Source organism: Pseudomonas sp. Xaverov 259, from assembly GCF_019352915.1.
Lineage (GTDB): Bacteria > Pseudomonadota > Gammaproteobacteria > Pseudomonadales > Pseudomonadaceae > Aquipseudomonas.
Map to the genome: position 1 here is coordinate 41,988 of NZ_JAAAFV010000051.1, position 22,255 is coordinate 64,242.

Here is a 22,255-nt window from a genome sequence, read left to right on the forward strand (position 1 = left end):
GCTGCGTTTGGGCACACCGAGCCTAGGCGAGGTGCCGAGTGGTGGGGCGAAGACTTTTTGGTTACTTTTGTGTCTTTACAAAAGTTACCCGCTGTCAGAGCGGAACCATAAGTGGCCGTTACCCAGCTAACGGATATGTACACCGACAAACCGCTATCGCAGGCAAGCCAGCTCCCACAGTTGGATCGTGTGTGCACTGTTAAAGCCCGCATAGCTTGCGCAACAACGCGGTATCCAGGTGGTTCTCCACCAGGTCCGCCAACCGCTCGATATCACGCTCGCGCAAGGCGTGGTAATCCACCTCCTGCACTTCCTGCAACCCAGCCCAGCGCAACAAGGCGCTGCACGCGGCGGGGCTTTCGAACAGGCCGTGCAGGTAGGTGCCGAGAATCTGCCCGTCGGCACTCTGGGCGCCGTCACTGCGGCCATCATCCAGCCGCACGGCGGCGTTTGCCAGCGCTTCACCGCGAGTCACCCCCGCGTGAATCTCATAGCCACTGACCTCGGCATCTTCCAGCAACAAACGCCCACGCACATTGCGCAGCTGCTTCTCCTCCTCCAGCGTCGTACTGAACGCCAGCAATCCCAAGCCTTCACTGGAACCAGCCGGCCCTTCCAGCCCGAGCGGGTCATGCACCTGCTCGCCGAGCATCTGCAAGCCGCCGCAAATCCCCAGCACTTTGCCGCCATAACGCAAGTGCCGCGCCACGGCTGTGTCCCAACCATTGGCGCGTAGATACGCCAGGTCACTGCGCACGCTCTTGGAGCCCGGCAGGATAATCAGGTCGGCAGGCGGAATCGGTTGGCCCGGCCCGACAAACTGCAAATCCACCTGGGGATGCAGGCGCAGCGGGTCAAAGTCGGTGTGGTTGCTGATACGCGGCAACACCGGCACCACCACCTTGAGCACTTGGGCGGCCTTGTCGATCTGGCGCTGGTCGATGCCGTCTTCGGCTTCCAGGTGCAGGTCCATCACGTAGGGCAGCACGCCTACCACCGGCTTGCCGGTACGCGCTTCCAGCCAATCCAGGCCAGGTTGCAGCAAGGCGATATCACCGCGAAAACGGTTGATGATAAAGCCCTTGACCCGCGCCTGTTCGGTCGGCGCAAGCAATTCCAGAGTGCCGACCAGATGGGCGAATACGCCGCCGCGGTTGATGTCGGCAATCAGCAGCACCGGGCAATCCACCGCTTCAGCAAAGCCCATGTTGGCGATGTCGTTGGCGCGCAGATTGATCTCTGCAGGCGACCCCGCGCCTTCCACCATCACCACCGGGTAGGCCGCGCTCAGGCGTGTGTGGGAGGCCAGCACCGCCTGCATCGCGATGGCTTTGTAGTCGTGATAGGCCACGGCGTTCATGCTGGTCACGGCGCGGCCATGGATGATGACTTGGGAGCCAGTGTCACTGTTGGGCTTGAGCAGCACCGGGTTCATGTCGGTGTGCGGCGCGAGGTTGGCGGCCTGGGCTTGCACCGCCTGGGCGCGGCCGATTTCGCCGCCTTCGGCCGTCACGGCACTGTTGAGCGCCATGTTCTGCGGTTTGAACGGCGCCACCGCGATGCCCTGGCGCACCAGCCAACGGCACAGTGCCGTCACCAGGGTACTTTTGCCGGCGTCGGAGGTGGTGCCTTGCACCATCAGCGTACTCATGTTGCTTCCTTGTAGACGGCCAGGGCTTCGTCGAGCCGCAGCCAATCCGCCTCGGTATCGGGCAGGCCAAAGCGCAGGCTGCTGTCGTGGACAAACAGGCGCAGCAGGATGCCGCGCTGGGCCATGAATTCATGCATGCGTTCGGCGTGTGGGGTAATCAGCCACTGGAACAACGCGCAGCCGCCGTGGGGTTGAAAGCCATGGCGTTCGAGCAGGTCAAACAGGCGCCGGCCCGCTTCGATACAGCGCTCACGCTGGCGAACCTGCCCGGCGGTATCACGCAGGCACACTTGGCCGAGCACGCGCGTCGGCCCACTGACGGCCCACGGACCAACCTGTTCGGCCAACAACCGCAGCAACCTGCGCTCGGCCAGCACGAAGCCCAGGCGCACACCGGCAAGGCCGAAGAACTTGCCGAACGAGCGCAATACAATCAGGCCGACATGGTGGGTGTGGCTGGCCAGGCTCAGTTGCGGAGTAACGTCCATAAACGCCTCGTCCACCACCAGCCAGCCGCCGCGCTGGGCCAGCCGCGCGTGCCAATCCAGCAGGCGTTGCGGGCTCAGGCTCAGGCCGGTGGGGTTGTTGGGGTTGACCACCACCAGCACGTCGAGGCTGTCGAGAAAGAAGTCGACTTCCTGCTCTTGAACTTCGCGCACCACATAGCCGGCGCGGCGCCAGGCTTCGGCGTGCTCGGCGTAACAGGGCGATAACACACCAACCTTGCCCGAACGGCGTAGGCGCGGCAGCAGCTGGATCGCCGCCTGGGAGCCTGGCACCGGCAGCAGGTGGGCGGCGCCGTAATAGTCGCAGGCGGCCTTTTCCAGGCCGTCGTCGGTTTCCGGCAAACGCGCCCAGGCCCGCAGCGGGATCTCGGGGATCGGCCAGGGCCAGGGCGCGAGGCCGCTGGACAGATCGAGCCAATCGGCCTCGGCAATTCCGTACTCAATCACCGCCTTACGCAGGCGCCCACCGTGCTCAAGCATACAATTGCGCCCCCGCGCAGAGGATCAACAGCCATAACCATACGCCGCGTTGCACCAGTTGCCAGCCACGGTCGATGGCGTCGGCATCGGCGGCTGGGCCTTCGCCCAGTTGCGGACGTTGATGCAGCTCGCCGTGATAAATCGCCGCGCCGCCCAGTTCGACGCCCAAGGCGCCAGCACCGGCCGCCATCACCGGGCCCGCGTTGGGACTGTCCCAGGTCGGGCCTTGGGTGCGCCAGCAGGTGAGCGCCAAGCGAGTTTTGCCCAGCACGGCGTAGGTCAGCGCCACCAGCCGTGCAGGAATATAGTTGAGTACATCGTCGATCTTGGCCGCTGCCCAGCCGAAGCGCTCGAAGCGTTCGTTGCGATAGCCCCACATGGCGTCGAGCGTATTGCTCAGGCGGTACAGCACCACGCCCGGCACGCCGGCGACCACAAACCAGAACAACGCGGCAAATACCGCGTCGCTGCCGTTCTCCAACACTGACTCGGTGGCGGCGCGGGCGACTTCGGTGCTGTCCAGCTCGCTGGTCTGGCGGCTGACCAGATAACTCACACGCTTGCGTGCTTCATCCAGATCACCGCTGCGCAACGCCTGCGCAACCGGGATCACATGCTCACCCAGGCTGCGCATGCCGAGCGCCAGGTACAGCGCCAGAATTTCCAGGCCCCAGCCAATATAGGGCGCCCATGACAACGCGGTGGCCAACAGCGTCAGCGGCACCACGGCGATAAACCATGCGGTCACACCGTGGCTGCGCCAGCCTCGGCCACCGGTGTTGAAACGTTGCTCGATGCGCCCGGCGAAATTGCCGAACGCCACCAGCGGATGCCAGCGCCTGGGTTCGCCCAGCAGCGCATCCAGCGCCACCGCAGCGACACACAGCAAGGCCACACTCATTGACTCACTCCCCACACATTTTCATACAGCATGTCACTCAGCGGCCGCGGTTCGGTCCAGCCTTCGAGTTGCAACATCGGTGCCGGGTAGAACTCGGCCACCGGGCCCAGGCACAACACGGCCAGGGGTTTGGCGCCGGGCGGCAGGCCCAGCAGGTCGGCCAGCGCTTGTGGCTCGAACAGCGAGACCCAGCCCATGCCGATGCCCTCGACACGGGCGGCCAGCCAGAGGTTCTGGATCGCGCAGGACAACGACGCCATGTCCATCTCCGGCAAGGTGCGCCGACCAAAGATGTGGCGCTCGCGGTCGTCCATCAGTGCGGCCACCAAGACTTCGGCGCAGTCGTGGATACCTTCGACCTTGAGCTTCATGAACTCATCGGAGCGCTCGCCCAAGGCTTCGGCGGTGCGCACGCGTTCTTCCTCCACCAATTGCTGGATTTTCCCACGCAGTTGACGGTCGCTGATGCGGATAAACCGCCAGGGCTGCATCAGGCCCACACTGGGCGCCTGGTGAGCGGCCTGGAGCAGGCGGTGCAGCAATTCGGGCGCGACCGTGCCGCCGGTGAAGTGGCGCATGTCGCGGCGTTCGGCGATGGCGCGGTAGACGGCGTCGCGGTCGGCTTGGGGGTATTGGTTGTCAGTCATGGCCTCTTCGCGAGCAAGCCCGCTCCCACATTTGGAATGCATTCTCCTGTGGGAGCGGACTTGCTCGCGAAGGCGTTGCTCATGACAGGCGCAAAGAGTGCGGCCACCGCCGTCGGATTCGACGGAAAATAAAAGTGCACATAAGAAGCCGTCATCCGCCCCTGCCGATACACCGCTTCCGCCCCGCGCCCGCCATTGGGGCTCAGGCCACGGGCAATCGGCTGCCATTCGGTGCTGGTCAGGGAATGATGATAGGTATGGCCACGCAGCACGCCTTCGGGCAACTCGACACTTTGCAGGGCCAGGGCGGCGAGTTTCTTTTGCATCACCGCATCGCCTTGCAGCAGGCCGACCAGTTCGGCACGGGTGCCATTCACATCGGTGAGCGAATCCAGCAGGTAGAGCATGCCGCCACATTCAGCCAGCAGCGGCTTGCCAGCCGCATGATGGGCGCGGATAGCCTCAAGCATCGGAGTGTTTTCGGACAGTGCCTGGTGATGCAATTCGGGGTAACCGCCGGGCAGGTAGAGGCTGTCGGCGTCGGGCAATTGGCGATCGTGGATCGGCGAGAAAAACTTCAGCTCTGCGCCCATTGCCCGCAGCAGGTCAAGACTGGCGCCGTAGGTAAAGGCGAAGGCTTCATCACGGGCCACCGCGATGCGCACTCCGGCCAACAGTGGCTCAGCTTCAATCAGCTGCGGTGCGGCGAACGTCACCGGTGGCGGCAATGCCACTTCGCAACTGCTGCCCAGTGCCTGGGCTGCGGCATCCAGGCGCGCATCGAGGTCATTGAGTTCGCTGGCTTGCACCAGGCCCAGGTGACGACTCGGTAATTCAATCCCCGTTTCGCGGGACAACGCGCCGTACCAGCGCAGGCCTTCAGTGAGGCTGCCTTCGAGCAGTTGCGCATGACGCAAGGTGCCGACGCGATTGGCCAGCACGCCGGCGAACGGTAAGTCCGGCTGGTAGCGCGCCAGGCCCAAGGCCAGGGCGCCGAAGGTTTGGGCCATGGCGGTTCCATCGATGACCCCGAGCACAGGCACGCCAAAGTGCCGCGCCAGGTCGGCGCTCGACGGTGTGCCGTCAAACAGCCCCATTACGCCTTCGATGAGAATAAGGTCAGCTTCGCCCGCCGCTTCCCACAGCAAGCGGCGGCTTTCCTGCTCGCCCACCATCCACATGTCCAACTGATACACCGGCGCACCGCTGGCGCGCTCGTGGATCATCGGGTCGAGAAAGTCCGGCCCGCATTTGAACACGCGCACCTTGCGCCCCAGGTTGCGGTGCAAGCGGGCGAGCGCGGCGGTGACGGTGGTTTTGCCCTGGCCGGACGCCGGAGCGGCGATCAAAACGGCTGGGCAATGACGGGGCTGATTCAAAGTTCGACGCCCTTCTGTGCCTTGATACCGGCCTGGAACGCGTGTTTGAGCATGCCCATCTCGGTGACGGTGTCGCCCATTTCGATCAGTTCAGGCTTGGCGCCACGGCCGGTGACCACTACGTGCTGCATCGGAGGACGGGCCTGCAGGTCGCTGAGAACCTGGTCCAGATCGAGGTAGCCGTGCTTGAGGGCGATGTTCAGCTCGTCCAGCACCACCAGGCCGATGGACGGGTCTTGCAGCAATTCGCGGGAAACCGCCCAGGCAGCTTCGGCGGCGGCGATGTCGCGCTGGCGGTCTTGGGTTTCCCAGGTGAAGCCTTCGCCCATCACATGGAAGCGCACTTGCTCGGGGAAGCGCCGGAAGAACAGTTCCTCGCCGGTGCTGTTGCGCCCCTTGATGAACTGCACCACGCCGCACTGCATGCCGTGGCCCATGGCGCGGGCGAGCATGCCGAACGCCGAGCTGCTTTTGCCTTTGCCGTTACCGGTCAGCACCAGCAGCAGGCCGCATTCGTTGGGGGAATTGGCGATACGCTCGTCGATCACGGCTTTTTTGCGCAGCATGCGCGCCAGGTGGCGTTCGTCGCGGTCGGGGGAATCAGTCATGGCAGCTCTCCGTTGGGGCTGGACAAAAACGGCGGGCAGGAAAAAGAAAAAACAGACAGCCAAGCATCGCCCACCGTGATGCTGTTGGATGATCCAGGCCGGTCTCCGGGCTCATGAGTGGCGCTCTGCGTAGTGCGAGCAGGCCAACGGTGCGCCTTCCCATATCACGTGGATACAGTGGCAAAAAGCACCGTTTTCACTCATTTACCGTTGCGGGGGCAGCGCCGGAATTGCGGCTGCGCTGTGTACAAGCGCGCTCACTCACCGGCTTCCCTGTTTCACTCTGTCGGCACATGCACCACAGAGCACCTGGAACAAGCGGCGAAGGTTAGTGGGTTGGGGGTGGAGCGTCAATTAAAGCTGGCCTTGCACTTGAACCATCCGACTGCCGCGCTTCTCTACCTTTACAGGTATTAAGGAGAAAACCATGCACAAAACCAGACTCGCCCTACTGATCATGCTCGCCGGCACCCTCGCCGCCTGCGGTGAAAGCTCTACCCTGCAGGTCTCGGACGGCACCGGGCCATCGCCCAAGTTGCCGGAGCCAAACAAAACCCTGATCCCCACCGTCAACATCGCCCCGGCGATCGGCTGGCCGGAAGGCGCCAAACCGACACCCGCCGCCGGCACTCAAGTGGCGGCGTTTGCCGAAGGCCTGGATCACCCGCGCTGGCTCTACGTGTTGCCTAATGGTGATGTGCTGGTCGCCGAAACCAATTCGCCACCCAAGCCGGATGACGCCACCGGCATTCGTGGCTGGGTGATGGAGAAAGTCATGGGCCGCGCTGGCGCGGGCGTGCCAAGCCCGAACCGCATCACCCTGCTGCGCGATGCCGACCATGATGGTGTGGCCGAAACGCGCACAGTGTTTCTGGAGAACCTCAACTCGCCGTTTGGCATGACGCTGGTGGGTAACGACCTGTACGTCGCCGACTCGGACAAGCTGCTGCGCTTCCCTTATCAGCCGGGTGAAACCGCGATCAAGGCAGCCGGCACCAAGGTGGTCGACCTGCCGGGCGGCAGCATCAATCACCACTGGACCAAAAACGTGGTGGCCAGCAAGGACGGCAGCAAGCTGTATGTGAGTGTCGGCTCCAACAGCAACGTCGGTGAAAACGGCCTGGAAGCGGAACAAGGCCGCGCGGCGATCTGGGAGGTCGACCGCGCCACGGGCGAGCACCGGATTTTCGCTTCCGGCCTGCGCAACCCCAATGGCATGGCCTGGGAACCGCAGAGCGGCAAGCTGTGGACGGCGGTCAACGAGCGCGATGAGATTGGCAGCGACCTGGTGCCGGACTACATCACCTCGGTCAAGGATGGCGCGTTTTATGGCTGGCCCTTCAGCTACTACGGCCAACATGTAGACGTGCGTGTCTCACCGCAAAACCTCGACCTGGTCGCCAAGGCCATCGCCCCGGACTATGCCGTTGGGCCGCACACCGCGTCACTGGGGCTGACGTTTGCCGAGGGCAGCAAACTCCCGGCGCAATTCAGCAACGGCGCATTTATTGGCCAGCATGGTTCGTGGAACCGTAAACCGCACAGTGGCTACAAGGTGATCTTCGTGCCGTTCGAGGGCGGGCAACCCAAAGGGCAGCCGGTGGATGTGCTCACAGGGTTCCTCAATAAAGACGAGAAAGCCATGGGCCGGCCGGTGGGCGTGGTGATTGATCAGCAAGGGGATTTGCTGGTGGCCGACGATGTGGGGAATAAGGTGTGGCGGGTGTCGGCGGTTAAGTAACTGCCTTGTATGGGGCTCATGTGGGAGCTGGCTTGCCTGCGATGGTATCGCCTCGGTTTAACTGATAGACCGAGTCGCCTGAATCGCAGGCAAGCCAGCTCCCACACAGCCAGCTCCCACAATTAGACCTGTGCAGCCTATGGATTACGCGCCAGGCTTGCCGGCAACACGCGCTTGGCGCTCAGGTAGGCATTCTGCCAATAGGCCTTGGACAAGGTGTCCAACTTCACCGTACCGCCGGTTTGCGGCGCGTGTACGAACCGCCCTTCACCCACGTAGATACCTGCGTGGCTGACTCGCGAGCCACCGCCGGTGGCGAAGAAGATCAGGTCGCCGGTTTGCAGGTTGTTTTCACTCACATCCTGAGCGCGCATCACGATCAGTTCGCGGGTGGTGCGCGGCAGGCTGATGCCGGCGGCGTCACGGTACACAAAGCCGATCAGGCCACTGCAATCAAACCCGGAGTCTGGCGTATTGCCGCCCCAGCGATAAGGCGTGCCGACCAGGCCCAGCGCACGGAAGAGCACGTCTTCAGCAGCCGGCGAGAAATTTTGCGTGGAATAGTTGAACACCGGCTTTGGCTTGACCGCGACAGGCGCAGGCGGCGGTGGACGGCTTGCGCAGGCGCTGAGGAGCGCGGCACATACCAGCAGAATGAGGCGGGCTGAGGTCGACATGGGCAGAACAATCCTGATCTGGATGCGGCTTTCGCTGCCGAACGCTGAAAACCAGAACGCGCAAGCAAAGCTCGCGCGAACGGATTACAACAATGTCCAGGGATTCTAGCGCTTACACGTCAAACTTCAAGTATCACTTTAACTTTACTTACTAGCGGTAACCGTAGTCGGGGCCATGGCGAGTGCGCGCTTGGCTTCGATGAAGGTTTTGCTCCAGTAGCTGTCACCCAGGTTGTCGACTCGAACACCGCCACTGCGACGGCTGCTGGAGTGGATAAACTGGTTATCGCCCAAGTAGATACCGGCATGGCTGACACGACCACGGCCTGCCGTACTAAAGAAAAGCAGATCACCGGGCTTGAGGTTGTTGCGTGCGACCAACGGTGCATCCACGTTGATCATTTCGCGTGTCGAGCGTGGCAAATTCATGCCGGCTTCTTCACGGAACAGGTAGCCGATAAAACCGCTGCAGTCGAAACCGGCTTCAGAGGTACCGCCGAAACGGTAACGGGTACCGATCAGGGACATGCCGCGTTCGAGGATGCTGTCGGCCAGAACCGGGAGCTGGTAAGGCTTGCTGCCGGCGAAGGCGGCCAGTTCTTTCTCAGTAGCCTGCTCTTCTTTATAAAGAGCTTCTTCATAGACAGTAGAAGACTGGGCTGCAACGAACTTTGCCTGATTTTGAACCTGTGGTTTTTGCTGCTCAGCCACGTTTTGAGTGTGGGTGGCGCAACCAAACAACAGGGTAACGAGTGCGAGAGGCACGAGGGGTGCGAAGCGATTTAGCATGGGCACGACCGTGGCTGATGTGTAAAGAAGTCGAGACTATGCCCTCTATCACATCGATTTGCAAATTCAATCGTGATCTATGTGACTTCTTGTTTGGACTATGACATCTAAGCCCTTAACACCCTATTCATGCCTGTTGCGTGGCCAAAACGGCCCAAACGCAGGTTTTCTGGCGCCTGTAAGTTGCCGAGACCCCCACTGGACAAGGGTTGGCTACCAGCCGAGGGTTTCCTTAAGGAACGGAATAGTCAGCTTGCGCTGAGCCTGCAAGGAGGCCTGATCCAGCTGTTCGAGCAAGTCGAACAACGCGCTCATGCTGCGGGTGCCACGGGTGAGGATAAAGTGCCCGACTTCGTCGGTGAGGTGCAGGCCGCGACGCGATGCACGCAGTTGCAGGGCACGCAGTTTGTCTTCGTCGGAGAGTGGGCGCATCTGGAAGATCAGCGCCAAAGTGAGGCGTGACTTGAGGTCAGCCAGCTTCACCGGCAGCTCACGCGGCGAGGTGGACGCGGCAATCAACAAGCGCCGGCCGCTGTCACGCAGGCGGTTGAACAGGTGAAACAGCGCCTCTTCCCAATCGGCCTTGCCGGCGATGGCCTGCAGGTCATCCAGGCACACCAGTTCGTATTGCTCAAGGTGGTCGAAGATGCCGATGCCACGGTCCATCAGCTCAGCCAGCGGTAAATAAACCGCCGGCTCGCCCATCTGCTCGAAGCGCAGGCACGCGGCCTGCAACAGGTGGGTACGCCCCACGCCGTGTTTGCCCCACAGATAGATCAGGCTTTCAGTCCACCCGGCGTCGGCTTCGCAGAGCCGCTCGACATAGCCGAGTGCAGCGGCATTGGCGCCTGGGTAGTAATTGATAAAGGTGGCGTCGTCACGCAGACGCACACCCAAGGGCAGCTGAATCGGTTTCATGCTGACTGAACGGCTCCAAACGAACCGTTAGTGGCCTCTGTGTAAAGTTTGCAAAGTTTATACCCGTGACGCCGGGCGCACAATGCAGCAGACCACAAGCAAAATCAAAGGTTTGCGTTAACTTGGGGCGATTTGCGCAAATTGTTTGACACCCCGCCCCCAGAAACAACAAACCCGGCTTAGGCCGGGTTTGTTGCGAAACGGTTACAGATCCGGGTCTTCAACCCCGGTATACGCATCCGAATCCTTATACAGATCATGCACGTGACGCACTAACACCATGATCACCGCCGCCACCGGCAGCGCCAGCAAGATGCCGGTAAAACCGAACAGCTCACCGCCCGCCAGGATCGCGAAGATCACCGCCACCGGGTGCAAGCCAATCCGGTCTCCCACCAACAGTGGCGTCAGCACCATGCCTTCCAGGGCCTGGCCAACCATGAATACCGCCACGATCCCGAGCATCGGGTACAGGTCGCCACCAAACTGGAACAGCCCGGCCACCAGCGCCGCGCCGATACCGATCACAAAGCCCATGTACGGCACGATGGCGGCCAAGCCTGCGATCAAACCGATCAACAGCCCCAGTTCCAGACCAATCGCCATCAGGCCAGCGGCATAGATGATCCCCAGCGCCAGCATCACCAGCAACTGGCCGCGCACGAACGCGCCGAGCACCTCGTGGCACTCTTGCGCCAGGGAAACGATGCGCTCTTCGTTATTGCGTGGCAGCAGGCTGCGGATCTTGGCCATCATGATGTCCCAGTCACGCAGCAGGTAGAACGCCACCACCGGGATCAGCACCAGGTTGGTCAGCCAGCCGATCAACGCAAGGCTGGAAGCCGTGGCCTGGCTGAGCACCACACCGACAATATCGGTGGTCTGGCCCATATGCTCACTGATCGCAGCCTTGACCTTGTCGAACTTCCAGAAGCCATCCGCCAGCCCCAGCTTGGCCTGGGCCCACGGCATGGCCGTGTGCTGCAACCAGTCGAGCATTTGCGGCGCCAGCTCATAGAGGCGAAACAGTTGCTTGGCCAGCATCGGCACCAACACCAGCACCAAGGCGGTGATAATCAGCGTGAACAGTGCAAATACCGCAACCACGCCCAAGGTTCGCGACAAACCGGCTTTCTCCAGGCGATCCACGACGGGATCGAACAGATAAGCGAGCAGCAACGCGACCAGGAACGGCGTCAGGATCGAATGCAGCAAGAACACAAAAACGCACAGCAGGACAACCCCACCAAGCCACACCCAACGACGCGTATCCGCCATAAACCACTCCATCTATCATTTGCTTCCTTCTATCTATATAGAAGGAAGATCACCTACCAACGAAAACGTAACTGCGCCTGAGGCTCCGGAGCAGCCGGCGGCTGCGTACCTTCGGTTACCGGCGGTTGAACCGGCGCTTCGCCCGCAGGCACTTCCTGCAACTTGGCCAGGCTCAACTGCGTGCGCAACTGATCGGCACTGCCGTTGACCCGATACACAATGCGATTGCCATCCACCCACTGCGGTTGAGCGCCGAAGGGTTCGAGCAGATGGCCCAAAGCGGCATAGCGCTCCAGATTCATGCCCTGCACTTCGAGCAATTGTTCGGTACTGACGCCTGGCTTGACGGCAAAGCGCGGTGCCAGTTTTTGGCTGACCGCCAGCATTACGGCATCGGCCACCGCGCCAGTGTCAGCGCCCTGGGCGCTGCCCTGCTCGCTTTTGTCACCCAGCCACAGGCGCCATTTGGCCTGCCACTGGTTGCCTTCCTGGCGCGCGTGCACGGCCAACAAGGCGTCGGCGCCATAACGCTCGGAAGCGGCACGCAGTGGCGTGGCGTCGGCACTTTCCAGATTCGGTGCTGTGGCGACGACTTGCTCATCCAGGTCACCCAAGGGCAAGCGCAACGGCAAGCCACGGTGTTGCGCGGCACGGCGCAATGCACCGGCTATCGCCTGGCCATCACCGACCAGGCTGCTGCCGTCAGTGGAATCGTTGAGCCACCAGCCGAGGATCGACGGCCGATTGCTGCCCCAAATCGACAGGCCCGCTTCACGCAGGGCGCGGTCGGTGCTCACAGGGTCGAAGTCCACCTGCAGGCTTTCCGGCGGGCCGGCGTCGTAGCCGTATTGGCTGATTATTTGCTGCGGGTCTTTGCGGATCGCCGCCAGGCCTGGGCCATCGGCAGCCTTGGCATCGCCGGTCAGGCGGATCACCAGGGTTTGCACGGCGCGCTGGGTGGCCTGGTCACGCTCTTGGGGCGACTGGCTGGCAACCGGTTCAAGTACTTGATAAAGGCCATTGAGGGTTTCGGCATGACTCGCCAGGCTGACCAACGACAAGCAGCCTACAAAGAAGAAATTACACAGACGCATGGAAGATTCCCGAACGACAAATTTAGCGGCTGGAACAGACCGCGTGAACTCGGCTTGGCAAGGCTGTGACCACAGCAGCCGGTAAAACATTCACAGGGTCATGGCAGTTTTTGTACTGTCATAACGATAGCGGGTTAAAGGCTATACCTTAATACACGCCATTACTGGCTCGATTAGCATTTTTTTAACCGGCTTTTTTAAGCTATATGGCCCTGCCCGTCGGCCCGAGGATGGCCGCTGCCCCTCAAGCCTGATAAAATCGCGCGCCTTCGCAGACCGTCAGCGGCTGGGCCTTTTACCAAAAGCGCCTGCCGGCTCGGTCGTTACCCAGAAATCCCCCCTAAAGGCCTGGATCATGAGCAAGCAACCCTCCCTGAGCTACAAGGACGCCGGTGTAGACATCGACGCCGGTGAAGCATTGGTCGAACGCATCAAGAGCGTCGCCAAGCGCACTGCGCGCCCCGAAGTCATGGGCGGCCTGGGCGGTTTTGGCGCCCTCTGCGAAATCCCGGCCGGCTACAAGCAGCCTGTACTGGTGTCCGGCACCGACGGCGTGGGCACCAAGCTGCGTCTGGCGCTGAACCTGAACAAGCACGACACCATCGGTATCGACCTGGTTGCCATGTGCGTCAACGACCTGGTGGTGTGTGGCGCAGAGCCGCTGTTCTTCCTCGACTACTACGCCACCGGCAAGCTGAACGTAGACACCGCTGCACAAGTGGTCACCGGTATCGGTGCCGGCTGCGAACTGTCGGGTTGCTCCCTGGTCGGTGGCGAAACCGCTGAAATGCCAGGCATGTACGAAGGCGAAGACTACGACCTGGCCGGTTTCTGCGTCGGTGTTGTAGAAAAAGCCGAGATCATCGACGGTTCCAAAGTCGCTGCCGGTGACGCCCTGCTCGCCCTGCCATCGTCCGGCCCGCACTCCAACGGCTACTCGCTGATCCGCAAGATCATCGAAGTGTCCGGCGCCGACATCGAGAACACCCAGCTCGACGGCCAGCCGCTGACCGACCTGCTGATGGCCCCGACCCGTATCTACGTGAAGCCGTTGCTCAAGCTGATCAAAGACACCGGCGCCGTTAAAGCCATGGCCCACATCACCGGTGGCGGCCTGCTGGACAACATCCCGCGCGTGCTGCCAAAAGGCGCCCAGGCGATTGTCGACGTGGCAAGCTGGACCCGTCCTGCCGTGTTCGACTGGCTGCAAGCGCAAGGCAACGTCAACGAAACCGAAATGCACCGCGTGCTGAACTGCGGCGTGGGCATGGTCATCTGCGTGGCGCAAGAGCACGTTGAAACCGCACTGAACGTACTGCGCGAAGCGGGCGAGCAGCCTTGGGTTATCGGCCAGATCGCGACCGCTCCGGAAGGCGCGGCCCAGGTTGAACTGAAGAACCTCAAGGCTCACTGATGCCTGAGACCTGTGATGTCGTGGTGCTGCTCTCCGGCACCGGCAGTAACTTGCAGGCCCTGATCGACAGCACGCGCACCGGCGACAGCCCGGTGCGCATCGCTGCGGTGATCTCCAACCGCAGCGACGCCTACGGCCTGCAACGCGCCAGGGACGCGGGTATCGACACCCGTTCCCTGAATCACAAGGCGTTCGAAGGTCGCGAGGCCTTCGACAGCGCCTTGATCGAACTGATCGACGCCTTCAACCCCAAGCTCGTAGTACTTGCCGGCTTCATGCGCATCCTCAGCGCCGATTTCGTGCGGCACTACCAAGGGCGCCTGCTCAATATCCACCCGTCCCTGCTGCCCAAATACAAAGGGTTACACACGCACCAACGCGCCCTCGAGGCCGGCGACACGGAGCATGGCTGCAGCGTGCACTTTGTCACCGAGGAACTCGATGGCGGGCCTCTGGTCGTACAGGCAGTGGTTCCGGTAGAGTCTGCAGATTCGGCGCAGACACTTGCGCAACGGGTTCACACCCAGGAACACAGGATTTACCCGCTGGCTGTTCGCTGGTTTGCCGAGGGACGATTGATTCTCGGCGAACAGGGTGCATTATTGGACGGTCAGTTACTCGCGGCCAGCGGCCACTTGATTCGAACCTAGGAGATTTTATGCGTCGCGCCCTGCTCTTCGCTTTTGCGCTGTTCGCCTTGCCCGCCGTGCAAGCAGCAGACCTTCACCCTTTCTCCGCCAGCTACACCGCCGACTGGAAACAGTTACCCATGAGCGGTTCGGCCGAACGCAGCCTGGTCAAGAATGACAATGGCTCATGGACCTTGAATTTCAAGGCATCCATGATGATCGCCAGCCTCACTGAGACCAGTGTGATCCGTCTCGACAAAGATGCCCTGCAGCCCGTGAGCTACAGCTTCGAGCGTGGCGGCCTGGGCAAGTCGAAGAAGATCAACCTGGACTTCGACCAGACGGCCAAGAAAGTCACCGGCTTTGAAAACAAAGACCCGGTCAATGTCCCTCTGCAAAGCGGCATGCTCGACAAGTCGACCTATCAGTTGGCACTGCAACGTGACGTGGCGGCCGGCAAGAAGAGCATGAGCTACATCGTCGTTGAAGGTACCGACACCGACACCTACGACTTCCGCGTGATCGGCCCGGAAAAGGTCCAGACCAAGGTCGGCTCCATCGATGCGATCAAGGTTGAACGTGTACGTGACCCGACGCAAAGCAAGCGCATCACCCAGATGTGGTTTGCCAAGGACCTGGGCGGCATTTTGGTAGCCTTGCGCCAGGTGGAAACCGACGGCAAGGAATACAACATCATGCTGTTGGACGGTACTGTTGATGGTCAGGCTATCAAAGGTAGCTGATACCGTGATGTGATTAAAAAGAGCCTCGCTGAATGCGGGGCTTTTTTTCGCCTGGAGGTTTTGTGTTGAAGCCAATACCGCTATCGCAGGCAAGCCAGCTCCCACAGGTGAATGCATTTCAAATGTGGGAGCTGGCTTGCCTGCGATGGCGGCTCAATGATCAACACAAGGCTCCAGCCGGTCGCGAACATGAAACTTTTGTCATAAAACTCAGCACCCTGCGACGCAATGTCACGGTTTACGCGGCCTGCAGCACTGTTGCGTTTCCTGCAATAAATAGTTGCGTGCAAAATCGGTTTACTTAGCAAGCTAACAAAACATATAAAAGAGGCCTGCGACGACTTGCCGCAGATCAACCAGAGATTGGAGCAAGCAGATGACTGTAAAAGTAACTGAACGCGACGATGCACACATGTCCCACGAAGCACTGGGCCATGGGATTCACATCTGGGATGTACATCAACAAGACCAACTGGTCGGCATGTTCCACAACGAGAACGAAGCCCACAATTATAAAAACGAGCTCGAATCTCTTGAGATGAAACGTCAGGTCGAAGGCTCCTGAAACTCTGAAATCCAATAGGCTCAACAGCCCCACGCAGTTGGTGAGCCTATAAACACAAACCCCGCCTTTTGAGCGGGGTTTGTGTTTTTTGGGGGGCGCTTCGCACCCCAACGCGGGGCAAGCCCGCTCGCCACAGGGCAAGCCGCTCACCATAGTTCGTTTTACGGCCTTACCACATCAGATCATCCGGGATCTGGTAAGCGGCGTATGGATCATCCTCATCCGGCACCTGGCTTTCGGTGAGGATATTGAGCTGCACGATACGCTCTGGTGCGCGCTCCTGGATCTTCAGCGCCGCTTCGCGCGGGATCACCTCGTAGCCGCCGCCGTGGTGCACAATCGCCAGGGAGCCGTTGCTCAGCTTGTTACGCATCAACGTGTTGACCGACAGGCGCTTGACCTTCTTGTCATCCACGAAGTTGTAGTAGTCCTCGGTGGTCAGCTTGGGCAGGCGCGAGGTCTCGATCAGTTGCTTGACCTGGGCCGTGCGAGCCTTGGCCTCGGCTTTTTCCTGTTGCTGGCGGTTCAGCTCCTGGTCGCGCTTGACCTTCTCGGCGTGCGCTTCGGCGGCCAGGCGCGCCTGGGTGTCATCGGCCTCGATCTGGCCTTTATGGACCAGGCGCTGCTGCTTCTGTTTGTCTTTGCCGACCTGCTTGGCCTGCTTTTGGTTGACCAGACCTGCTTTGAGCAACTGGTCGCGAAGGGAAAGGCTCATGGTGCTTACTCACTTAGGCAACTGCTCAACCGCAGCTGGACACATTCTTTTCCTGGCGTTTGGCTTCGCCCCACAGGGCGTCCAACTCTTCGAGGGTGCAATCTTCTATGGGTTTGTGCGTATCGCGCAATGCCTGTTCGATAAATCGGAAACGTCGTTCGAACTTGGCGCTGGCGCCACGCAGCGCGGTTTCCGGGTCGACCTTGAGGTGGCGTGCCAGGTTGACCGCCGCAAACAGCAGGTCACCGACCTCATCGGCAATGGCCACCGAATCGTTATCGGCCATGGCTTCAAGCACTTCATCGAGCTCTTCACGCACGTTGTCGACCACCGGCAAGGCAGACGGCCAGTCGAAGCCGACCTGGCTGGCGCGCTTTTGCAATTTGGCGGCGCGGGATAATGCGGGCAAGGCCGTGGGCACATCATCAAGCAGGGACAGTTGCTCCGGTGCGTCGGACTTTTCTGCACGCTCCTCGGCCTTGATCTGCTCCCAGCGCTCCTTGACCTGTTCTTCGCTCAACTGGGGAATATCCAGCGGTGCATACAGGTCGCCAGTGGGGAACACGTGGGGATGGCGACGAATCAGCTTGCGCGTGATGCTGTCGATCACGCCAGCAAACTCGAAGCGCCCTTCTTCCCGCGCAAGCTGGCTGTAATACACCACCTGAAACAACAGGTCGCCCAGCTCGCCTTGCAGATGATCGAAGTCACCGCGCTCGATGGCGTCGGCGACTTCGTAGGCTTCTTCGAGGGTGTGCGGCACGATGCTCGCGTAGGTTTGCTTGATGTCCCACGGGCACCCGTATTGCGGGTCACGCAGGCGATTCATCAGGTGCAGCAGGTCTTCAAGTGAATACATCATGGCGTGCGATTACGCCGGGTCTCGATGATGTTCGGCAACTGGGATATACGCCCCAGCAACCGCCCCAGCGCGTCCAACCCCGGGATCTCGATGGTCAGCGACATCAACGCGGTGTTGTCTTCTTTGTTCGAGCGGGTGTTGACCGCGAGCACGTTGATGCGCTCGTTGAGCAGCACTTGCGACACGTCACGCAGCAAACCGGAACGGTCGTAGGCGCGGATGATGATGTCCACCGGATAGGTGAGCACCGGCACCGGGCCCCAGCTGACCTGGATGATGCGCTCGGGCTCGCGCCCGCCCAGTTGCAGCACCGAGGCGCAATCCTGGCGGTGAATGCTCACGCCACGCCCCTGGGTGATGTAGCCGACGATGGCATCGCCCGGCAATGGCTGGCAGCAGCCGGCCATTTGCGTCATCAGGTTGCCCACGCCCTGGATCTGGATATCGCCGCGCTTGCCAGGCTTGTAGCCGGTGGCTTTGCGTGGGATCAGTTCCAACTGCTCGCTGCCGCGCTCCGGCTCGACCAGTTGCTGGGCCAAGTTGACCAATTGCGCCAGGCGCAGGTCGCCGGCACCGAGGGCGGCAAACATGTCTTCGGCGATCTTCATGTTGGCTTTTTCGGCCAACTTGTCGAAGTCCACCTGCGGCAGGCCCAGGCGCGCCAATTCGCGCTCAAGCAAGGTCTTGCCGGCGGCGACGTTCTGGTCGCGCGCCTGCAACTTGAACCAGTGGACGATCTTCGCCCGTGCCCGCGACGTGGTGATGTAGCCCAGGTTCGGGTTCAGCCAGTCGCGGCTCGGCGTGCCGTGCTTGCTGGTGATGATCTCGACCTGTTCACCGGTTTGCAGGCTGTAGTTGAGCGGCACGATGCGCCCGTTGATCTTGGCGCCCCGGCAGTTGTGGCCGATTTCGGTGTGTACGCGGTAGGCGAAGTCCAAAGGCGTGGCGCCCTTGGGCAAGTCGATGGCGTGGCCGTCGGGGGTGAAGATATAGACCCGGTCGGGCTCGATATCCACCCGCAGCTGTTCGGCCAGGCCGCCGATATCGCCCAGCTCTTCATGCCATTCCAGCACTTGGCGCAGCCAGGAGATTTTCTCTTCGTACTGATTGGACCCGGCCTTGACGTCGGTGCCCTTGTAACGCCAGTGCGCACACACCCCAAGCTCGGCTTCTTCGTGCATGGCGTGGGTGCGGATCTGCACTTCCAGCACCTTGCCCTCGGGGCCGATCACCGCGGTGTGCAGCGAGCGATAGCCGTTTTCCTTGGGGTTGGCGATGTAGTCGTCGAACTCCTTGGGAATGTGCCGCCACAAGGTGTGCACAATGCCCAGCGCGGTGTAGCAGTCGCGCATTTCCGGCACCAGCACGCGCACGGCGCGCACGTCGTAGATCTGGCTGAAGGCCAGGCCCTTGCGCTGCATTTTGCGCCAGATGGAATAGATGTGTTTGGCGCGGCCGCTGATGTCGGCGTCAACGCCGGTGGCCTGCAACTCGGAACGCAACTGACCCATCACGTCGGTGATAAAGCGCTCACGGTCGAGCCGCCGCTCGTGCAGCAGCGTGGCAATCTGTTTGTATTGGTCGGGCTCGAGGTAGCGGAAGGACAAATCCTCCAGCTCCCACTTGATATGGCCGATGCCCAGGCGGTGCGCCAGCGGCGCGTAGATGTCAAACACCTCGCGGGCCACGCGGTTGCGCTTTTCGTCGTCGGCGGTCTTGACCGCGCGGATCGCGCAGGTGCGCTCGGCCAGTTTGATCAGCGCGACGCGTACGTCATCGACCATGGCCACGAGCATTTTGCGCAGGTTTTCGACCTGGCCCTGGGTGCCCAGCACCATCGACTGGCGCGGGCTGAGGCTGGCGCTGATGGCGGCCATGCGCAGCACGCCGTCGATCAGCTTAGCCACCACGGCGCCGAAACGCTGGCTGACCGTCGGCAACGGAATATGCCCTTCACGCACGCCACGATAAAGCACGGCGGCGATCAGCGAATCCTGGTCCAGCTTGAGATCGGCGAGGATCTCGGCGATTTCCAACCCGGTGCGAAAGCTTGAAGTGCCTTCGGCCCACAGGTTCTTGGCCGCATTGTCTTGCTGTTCAGACTCACGAGCGAACTCGCAGGCTGCTTTCAAGGCTTCACGGTCCAGTGCCGGGTCGACACTGACGGCATGATCCAGCCATGCCTCGAGATTGATACTGCCGTCGGTGTTGATCGGCTGGTGTGCTCTCACCTGTACCATCTTGCTTACCTTCCCTACGACGCACCTTGGATGCGCCAAAAATCATCGCTGACCTGCTGCGTAACCCTAGCGGTGCAACCATTAGGCTAGGTACCACTCCCTGACAGGTCACGGCCCAGGAGACGACAGGCCAGTCGGATTAAACGGGCATCCTAGCCCGCTTCAAATAACGCCATGGCCTCGACATGCGCTGTCTGCGGAAACATGTCGAGGATCCCGGCACGTTTTAGCCGGTAGCCTTGCTTGACCAACTCAACCGTGTCCCGCGCCAGCGTGGCCGGGTTGCAGGACACATACACCAGACGCTTGGCCCCCAGGGTGGCGAGCTTGCGCACAACCTCCAGGGCACCGTCACGGGGTGGGTCCAAGAGTACCGCAGAAAAGCCCTGTTTGGCCCATTCTGCGTCGGTCAAAGGCTGGGACAGATCGGCCTGAAAAAACTGCACATTATGCAAATCGTTGCTGACGGCGTTCTGCGCCGCGCGCTCGACCATGGTCTGCACACCCTCTACCGCCACCACTTCGCGCACCTGCTTGGCCAGTGGCAGAGCAAAGTTGCCCAGCCCGCAAAACAGATCCAACACCCGTGCTTCGGGCTCTGGCGCCAGCCACTCCAGGGCCTGGGCGACCATCGCATCGTTGACGCCGGCGTTGACCTGGACAAAATCTCCCGGACGGTAAGCCAGTTCCAGATCCCACGCCGCCAGTCTAAAACCAAGCGCCTGACCCGGCTCTACCGACTCCGGCTGGCCCTCACCATGCAGCCACAATTGGGCGTCATGGAAGGTGCAAAATTCTTTCAATACCTGCAGGTCCGCTTCGGACAGCGGTGCCATATGCCGCAGCAACACGGCAATTGACGAACCACTGAACAACTCCACATGCCCCAACGCCTGTGGCTTGCTCAGGCGGCGCAGCATGTTCGGCAAGCGCTGCATGATCGGTTGCAAGGCCTGTACCAGCACCGGGCAATCATCAATGGCGACGATGTCCTGGCTGGCCACGGCGCGAAAACCCACGTCAAGCTGTTTGGCCTTGGCATCCCAGCGCACCGCCACACGGGCGCGGCGGCGGTAGCCGAATTCCGGCCCACTCAACGGTGCAGCCCACTCTTGCGGTTCGACACCGGCCACGCGGGACAGTTGCTCGGCGAGCATGCGCTGTTTCAGGGCAAGTTGTTCGTCATGGGGCAGGTGCTGCACGCTGCAACCGCCGCAGCGGCCGAAGTGCGCGCACGGTGCCGGGCGACGCAGTTCGCTGGCCTTGAACACACGCTCGGTACGCGCCTCGACGATTTTGCCGTGGGCGCCCAGCACCCGTGCTTCGACTTCTTCGCCGGCCAGCGCGCCATTGACGAACCAGGTGCGGCCTTCAAAAAACACAATGCCCCGGCCATCGTTGGCCAGGCGCTCGATGGTCAGGCGTTGTTTCTTGCCCACTGGAATCTGCGGGGCGCGACTGCCGCCCGTCGGTTGGAAGCGCAGACCTCTCTCGTGCTTGGCCATCAGTTGGGTTCGTCGAAGATGCCGGTCGACAGGTAACGGTCGCCTCGGTCACAGATGATCGCGACGATCACCGCGTTTTCAACTTCTTTGGACAGACGCAACATACCGGCCACGGCGCCACCGGAGGACACGCCACAGAAGATGCCTTCTTCACGCGCCAGACGGCGGGTGGTGTCTTCGGCTTCGCGCTGGGCCATATCGATGATGCGGTCCACGCGCGTCGCGTTGTAGATCTTGGGCAGGTACTCTTCAGGCCAACGACGGATACCCGGAATGGCCGCGCCCTCCATCGGTTGCAGGCCGACGATCTGGATCGCCGGGTTCTGCTCCTTGAGGTAGCGCGAGTTACCCATGATGGTGCCGGTGGTGCCCATGGAGCTGACGAAATGGGTGATGCTGCCCTGGGTCTGGCGCCAGATTTCCGGGCCGGTGCTGGTGTAGTGCGCCTCAGGGTTATCACCATTGGCGAACTGGTCGAGCACCACGCCACGGCCTTCGGCGGCCATGCGCTCGGCAAGGTCACGCGCGCCTTCCATGCCTTCTTCCTGGGTGACCAGAATGAGCTGGGCGCCATAAGCGGTCATCGCCGCCTTGCGCTCGGCACTGCCGTTGTCAGGCATGATCAACACCATCTTGTAACCCTTGATCGCCGCGGCCATGGCCAGGGCGATGCCGGTGTTACCCGAGGTGGCTTCGATCAGGGTGTCGCCTGGCTTGATCTGCCCGCGCAACTCGGCGCGGGTGATCATCGACAACGCCGGGCGGTCCTTGACGGAACCGGCCGGGTTGTTGCCTTCGAGCTTGAGCAACAGGGTATTGCTGGTTTCACCCGCCATGCGTTGCAAGCGGACCAGGGGCGTGTTGCCGACGCAATCGGCGATTGTAGGGTACTGCAAGGTCATGGCGTATTCGC

The 22,255-nt window shown here is 61.4% G+C and carries 21 protein-coding genes and 1 riboswitch; of the genes, 5 read left to right on the forward strand and 16 right to left on the reverse strand.

Annotated features, from left to right (window positions below; all coding sequences use genetic code 11):
• Positions 1–199: 199 nt before the first annotated feature.
• From K0H48_RS21785 to cobO, 6 genes are read right to left on the reverse strand one after another with little or no spacing between them, the layout of a single operon-like run.
• Positions 200–1,651 carry a cobyric acid synthase gene (locus K0H48_RS21785; RefSeq protein ID WP_219269103.1) on the reverse strand — a complete coding sequence of 484 codons (1,452 nt, stop codon included), beginning with the start codon at positions 1,649–1,651 and terminating at the stop codon, positions 200–202.
• Complete coding sequence (gene cobD, locus K0H48_RS21790) at positions 1,648–2,637, reverse strand: threonine-phosphate decarboxylase CobD (protein ID WP_219269104.1); 990 nt, start codon at positions 2,635–2,637, stop codon at positions 1,648–1,650. Before cobD ends, K0H48_RS21785 begins: the two co-directional genes overlap by 4 nt.
• Entirely contained in the window at positions 2,630–3,538 is a 909-nt protein-coding gene (gene cbiB, locus K0H48_RS21795; RefSeq protein ID WP_219269105.1) for an adenosylcobinamide-phosphate synthase CbiB, read from the reverse strand. Before cbiB ends, cobD begins: the two co-directional genes overlap by 8 nt.
• A complete protein-coding gene (gene bluB, locus K0H48_RS21800) occupies positions 3,535–4,185 on the reverse strand; it encodes a 5,6-dimethylbenzimidazole synthase (RefSeq protein WP_219269106.1) in 651 nt (216 codons plus the stop codon). The genes cbiB and bluB overlap by 4 nt, the downstream gene beginning before the upstream one ends.
• Positions 4,182–5,564 (reverse strand): cobyrinate a,c-diamide synthase, encoded by a 1,383-nt coding sequence (locus tag K0H48_RS21805; RefSeq protein ID WP_219269107.1) that lies wholly within the window; start codon positions 5,562–5,564, stop codon positions 4,182–4,184. The genes bluB and K0H48_RS21805 overlap by 4 nt, the downstream gene beginning before the upstream one ends.
• A complete protein-coding gene (gene cobO / locus K0H48_RS21810; RefSeq protein WP_010208674.1) occupies positions 5,561–6,172 on the reverse strand; it encodes a cob(I)yrinic acid a,c-diamide adenosyltransferase in 612 nt (203 codons plus the stop codon). The genes K0H48_RS21805 and cobO overlap by 4 nt, the downstream gene beginning before the upstream one ends.
• 78 nt (positions 6,173–6,250) lie before the next feature.
• A riboswitch (cobalamin riboswitch) is annotated at positions 6,251–6,500 on the reverse strand.
• Between the two features lie 99 nt (positions 6,501–6,599).
• On the opposite strand from cobO, the gene K0H48_RS21815 reads away from it, so the two are divergent.
• Positions 6,600–7,913: a sorbosone dehydrogenase family protein gene (locus tag K0H48_RS21815; protein ID WP_219269108.1), complete on the forward strand. Its 1,314-nt coding sequence runs from the start codon at positions 6,600–6,602 to the stop codon at positions 7,911–7,913.
• Between the two features lie 137 nt (positions 7,914–8,050).
• On the opposite strand, the gene K0H48_RS21820 is transcribed toward K0H48_RS21815, so the two are convergent.
• The 5 genes from K0H48_RS21820 to K0H48_RS21840 all read right to left on the reverse strand — a co-directional run bounded on the left by K0H48_RS21820 (position 8,051) and on the right by K0H48_RS21840 (position 12,669).
• A complete protein-coding gene (locus K0H48_RS21820; protein WP_056861462.1) occupies positions 8,051–8,590 on the reverse strand; it encodes a C40 family peptidase in 540 nt (179 codons plus the stop codon).
• A gap of 144 nt (positions 8,591–8,734) precedes the next feature.
• Complete coding sequence (locus K0H48_RS21825; RefSeq protein WP_219269109.1) at positions 8,735–9,379, reverse strand: C40 family peptidase; 645 nt, start codon at positions 9,377–9,379, stop codon at positions 8,735–8,737.
• Positions 9,380–9,592: 213 nt separating this feature from the next.
• A complete protein-coding gene (hda, locus tag K0H48_RS21830) occupies positions 9,593–10,297 on the reverse strand; it encodes a DnaA regulatory inactivator Hda (protein WP_017134884.1) in 705 nt (234 codons plus the stop codon).
• Between the two features lie 204 nt (positions 10,298–10,501).
• Positions 10,502–11,575, reverse strand: coding sequence for an AI-2E family transporter (locus K0H48_RS21835; RefSeq protein WP_056861686.1), 1,074 nt, complete (start codon positions 11,573–11,575; stop codon positions 10,502–10,504).
• 53 nt (positions 11,576–11,628) lie between these two features.
• Positions 11,629–12,669, reverse strand: a complete 1,041-nt coding sequence (locus tag K0H48_RS21840) for a DUF2066 domain-containing protein (protein WP_219269110.1) — start codon at positions 12,667–12,669, stop codon at positions 11,629–11,631.
• A 355-nt stretch (positions 12,670–13,024) separates the two neighbouring features.
• Between K0H48_RS21840 and purM the strand changes: the two genes are divergently transcribed.
• The 4 genes from purM to K0H48_RS21860 all read left to right on the forward strand — a co-directional run bounded on the left by purM (position 13,025) and on the right by K0H48_RS21860 (position 16,020).
• Positions 13,025–14,083 carry a phosphoribosylformylglycinamidine cyclo-ligase gene (gene purM, locus K0H48_RS21845; RefSeq protein WP_017134881.1) on the forward strand — a complete coding sequence of 353 codons (1,059 nt, stop codon included), beginning with the start codon at positions 13,025–13,027 and terminating at the stop codon, positions 14,081–14,083.
• Positions 14,083–14,733 (forward strand): phosphoribosylglycinamide formyltransferase, encoded by a 651-nt coding sequence (gene purN / locus K0H48_RS21850; RefSeq protein ID WP_219269111.1) that lies wholly within the window; start codon positions 14,083–14,085, stop codon positions 14,731–14,733. The genes purM and purN overlap by 1 nt, the downstream gene beginning before the upstream one ends.
• Positions 14,734–14,741: 8 nt before the next feature.
• Entirely contained in the window at positions 14,742–15,455 is a 714-nt protein-coding gene (locus tag K0H48_RS21855) for a DUF3108 domain-containing protein (RefSeq protein WP_065929791.1), read from the forward strand.
• Between the two features lie 376 nt (positions 15,456–15,831).
• Complete coding sequence (locus K0H48_RS21860) at positions 15,832–16,020, forward strand: hypothetical protein (protein ID WP_219269112.1); 189 nt, start codon at positions 15,832–15,834, stop codon at positions 16,018–16,020.
• 169 nt (positions 16,021–16,189) lie between these two features.
• On the opposite strand, the gene K0H48_RS21865 is transcribed toward K0H48_RS21860, so the two are convergent.
• The 5 genes from K0H48_RS21865 to cysM form a co-directional block, all read right to left on the reverse strand.
• Positions 16,190–16,735: a DUF2058 domain-containing protein gene (locus K0H48_RS21865; protein ID WP_017134874.1), complete on the reverse strand. Its 546-nt coding sequence runs from the start codon at positions 16,733–16,735 to the stop codon at positions 16,190–16,192.
• 25 nt (positions 16,736–16,760) lie between these two features.
• A complete protein-coding gene (mazG, locus tag K0H48_RS21870; RefSeq protein ID WP_138815367.1) occupies positions 16,761–17,594 on the reverse strand; it encodes a nucleoside triphosphate pyrophosphohydrolase in 834 nt (277 codons plus the stop codon).
• Positions 17,594–19,837 (reverse strand): GTP diphosphokinase, encoded by a 2,244-nt coding sequence (gene relA / locus K0H48_RS21875; protein WP_017134872.1) that lies wholly within the window; start codon positions 19,835–19,837, stop codon positions 17,594–17,596. Before relA ends, mazG begins: the two co-directional genes overlap by 1 nt.
• 152 nt (positions 19,838–19,989) lie before the next feature.
• The gene (gene rlmD / locus K0H48_RS21880) at positions 19,990–21,342 is read right to left on the reverse strand and encodes a 23S rRNA (uracil(1939)-C(5))-methyltransferase RlmD (RefSeq protein WP_219269113.1); all 1,353 of its coding nucleotides are present in this window, start codon (positions 21,340–21,342) and stop codon (positions 19,990–19,992) included.
• Complete coding sequence (gene cysM / locus K0H48_RS21885) at positions 21,342–22,244, reverse strand: cysteine synthase CysM (protein ID WP_017134870.1); 903 nt, start codon at positions 22,242–22,244, stop codon at positions 21,342–21,344. The genes rlmD and cysM overlap by 1 nt, the downstream gene beginning before the upstream one ends.
• Between the last annotated feature and the right edge of the window lie 11 nt (positions 22,245–22,255).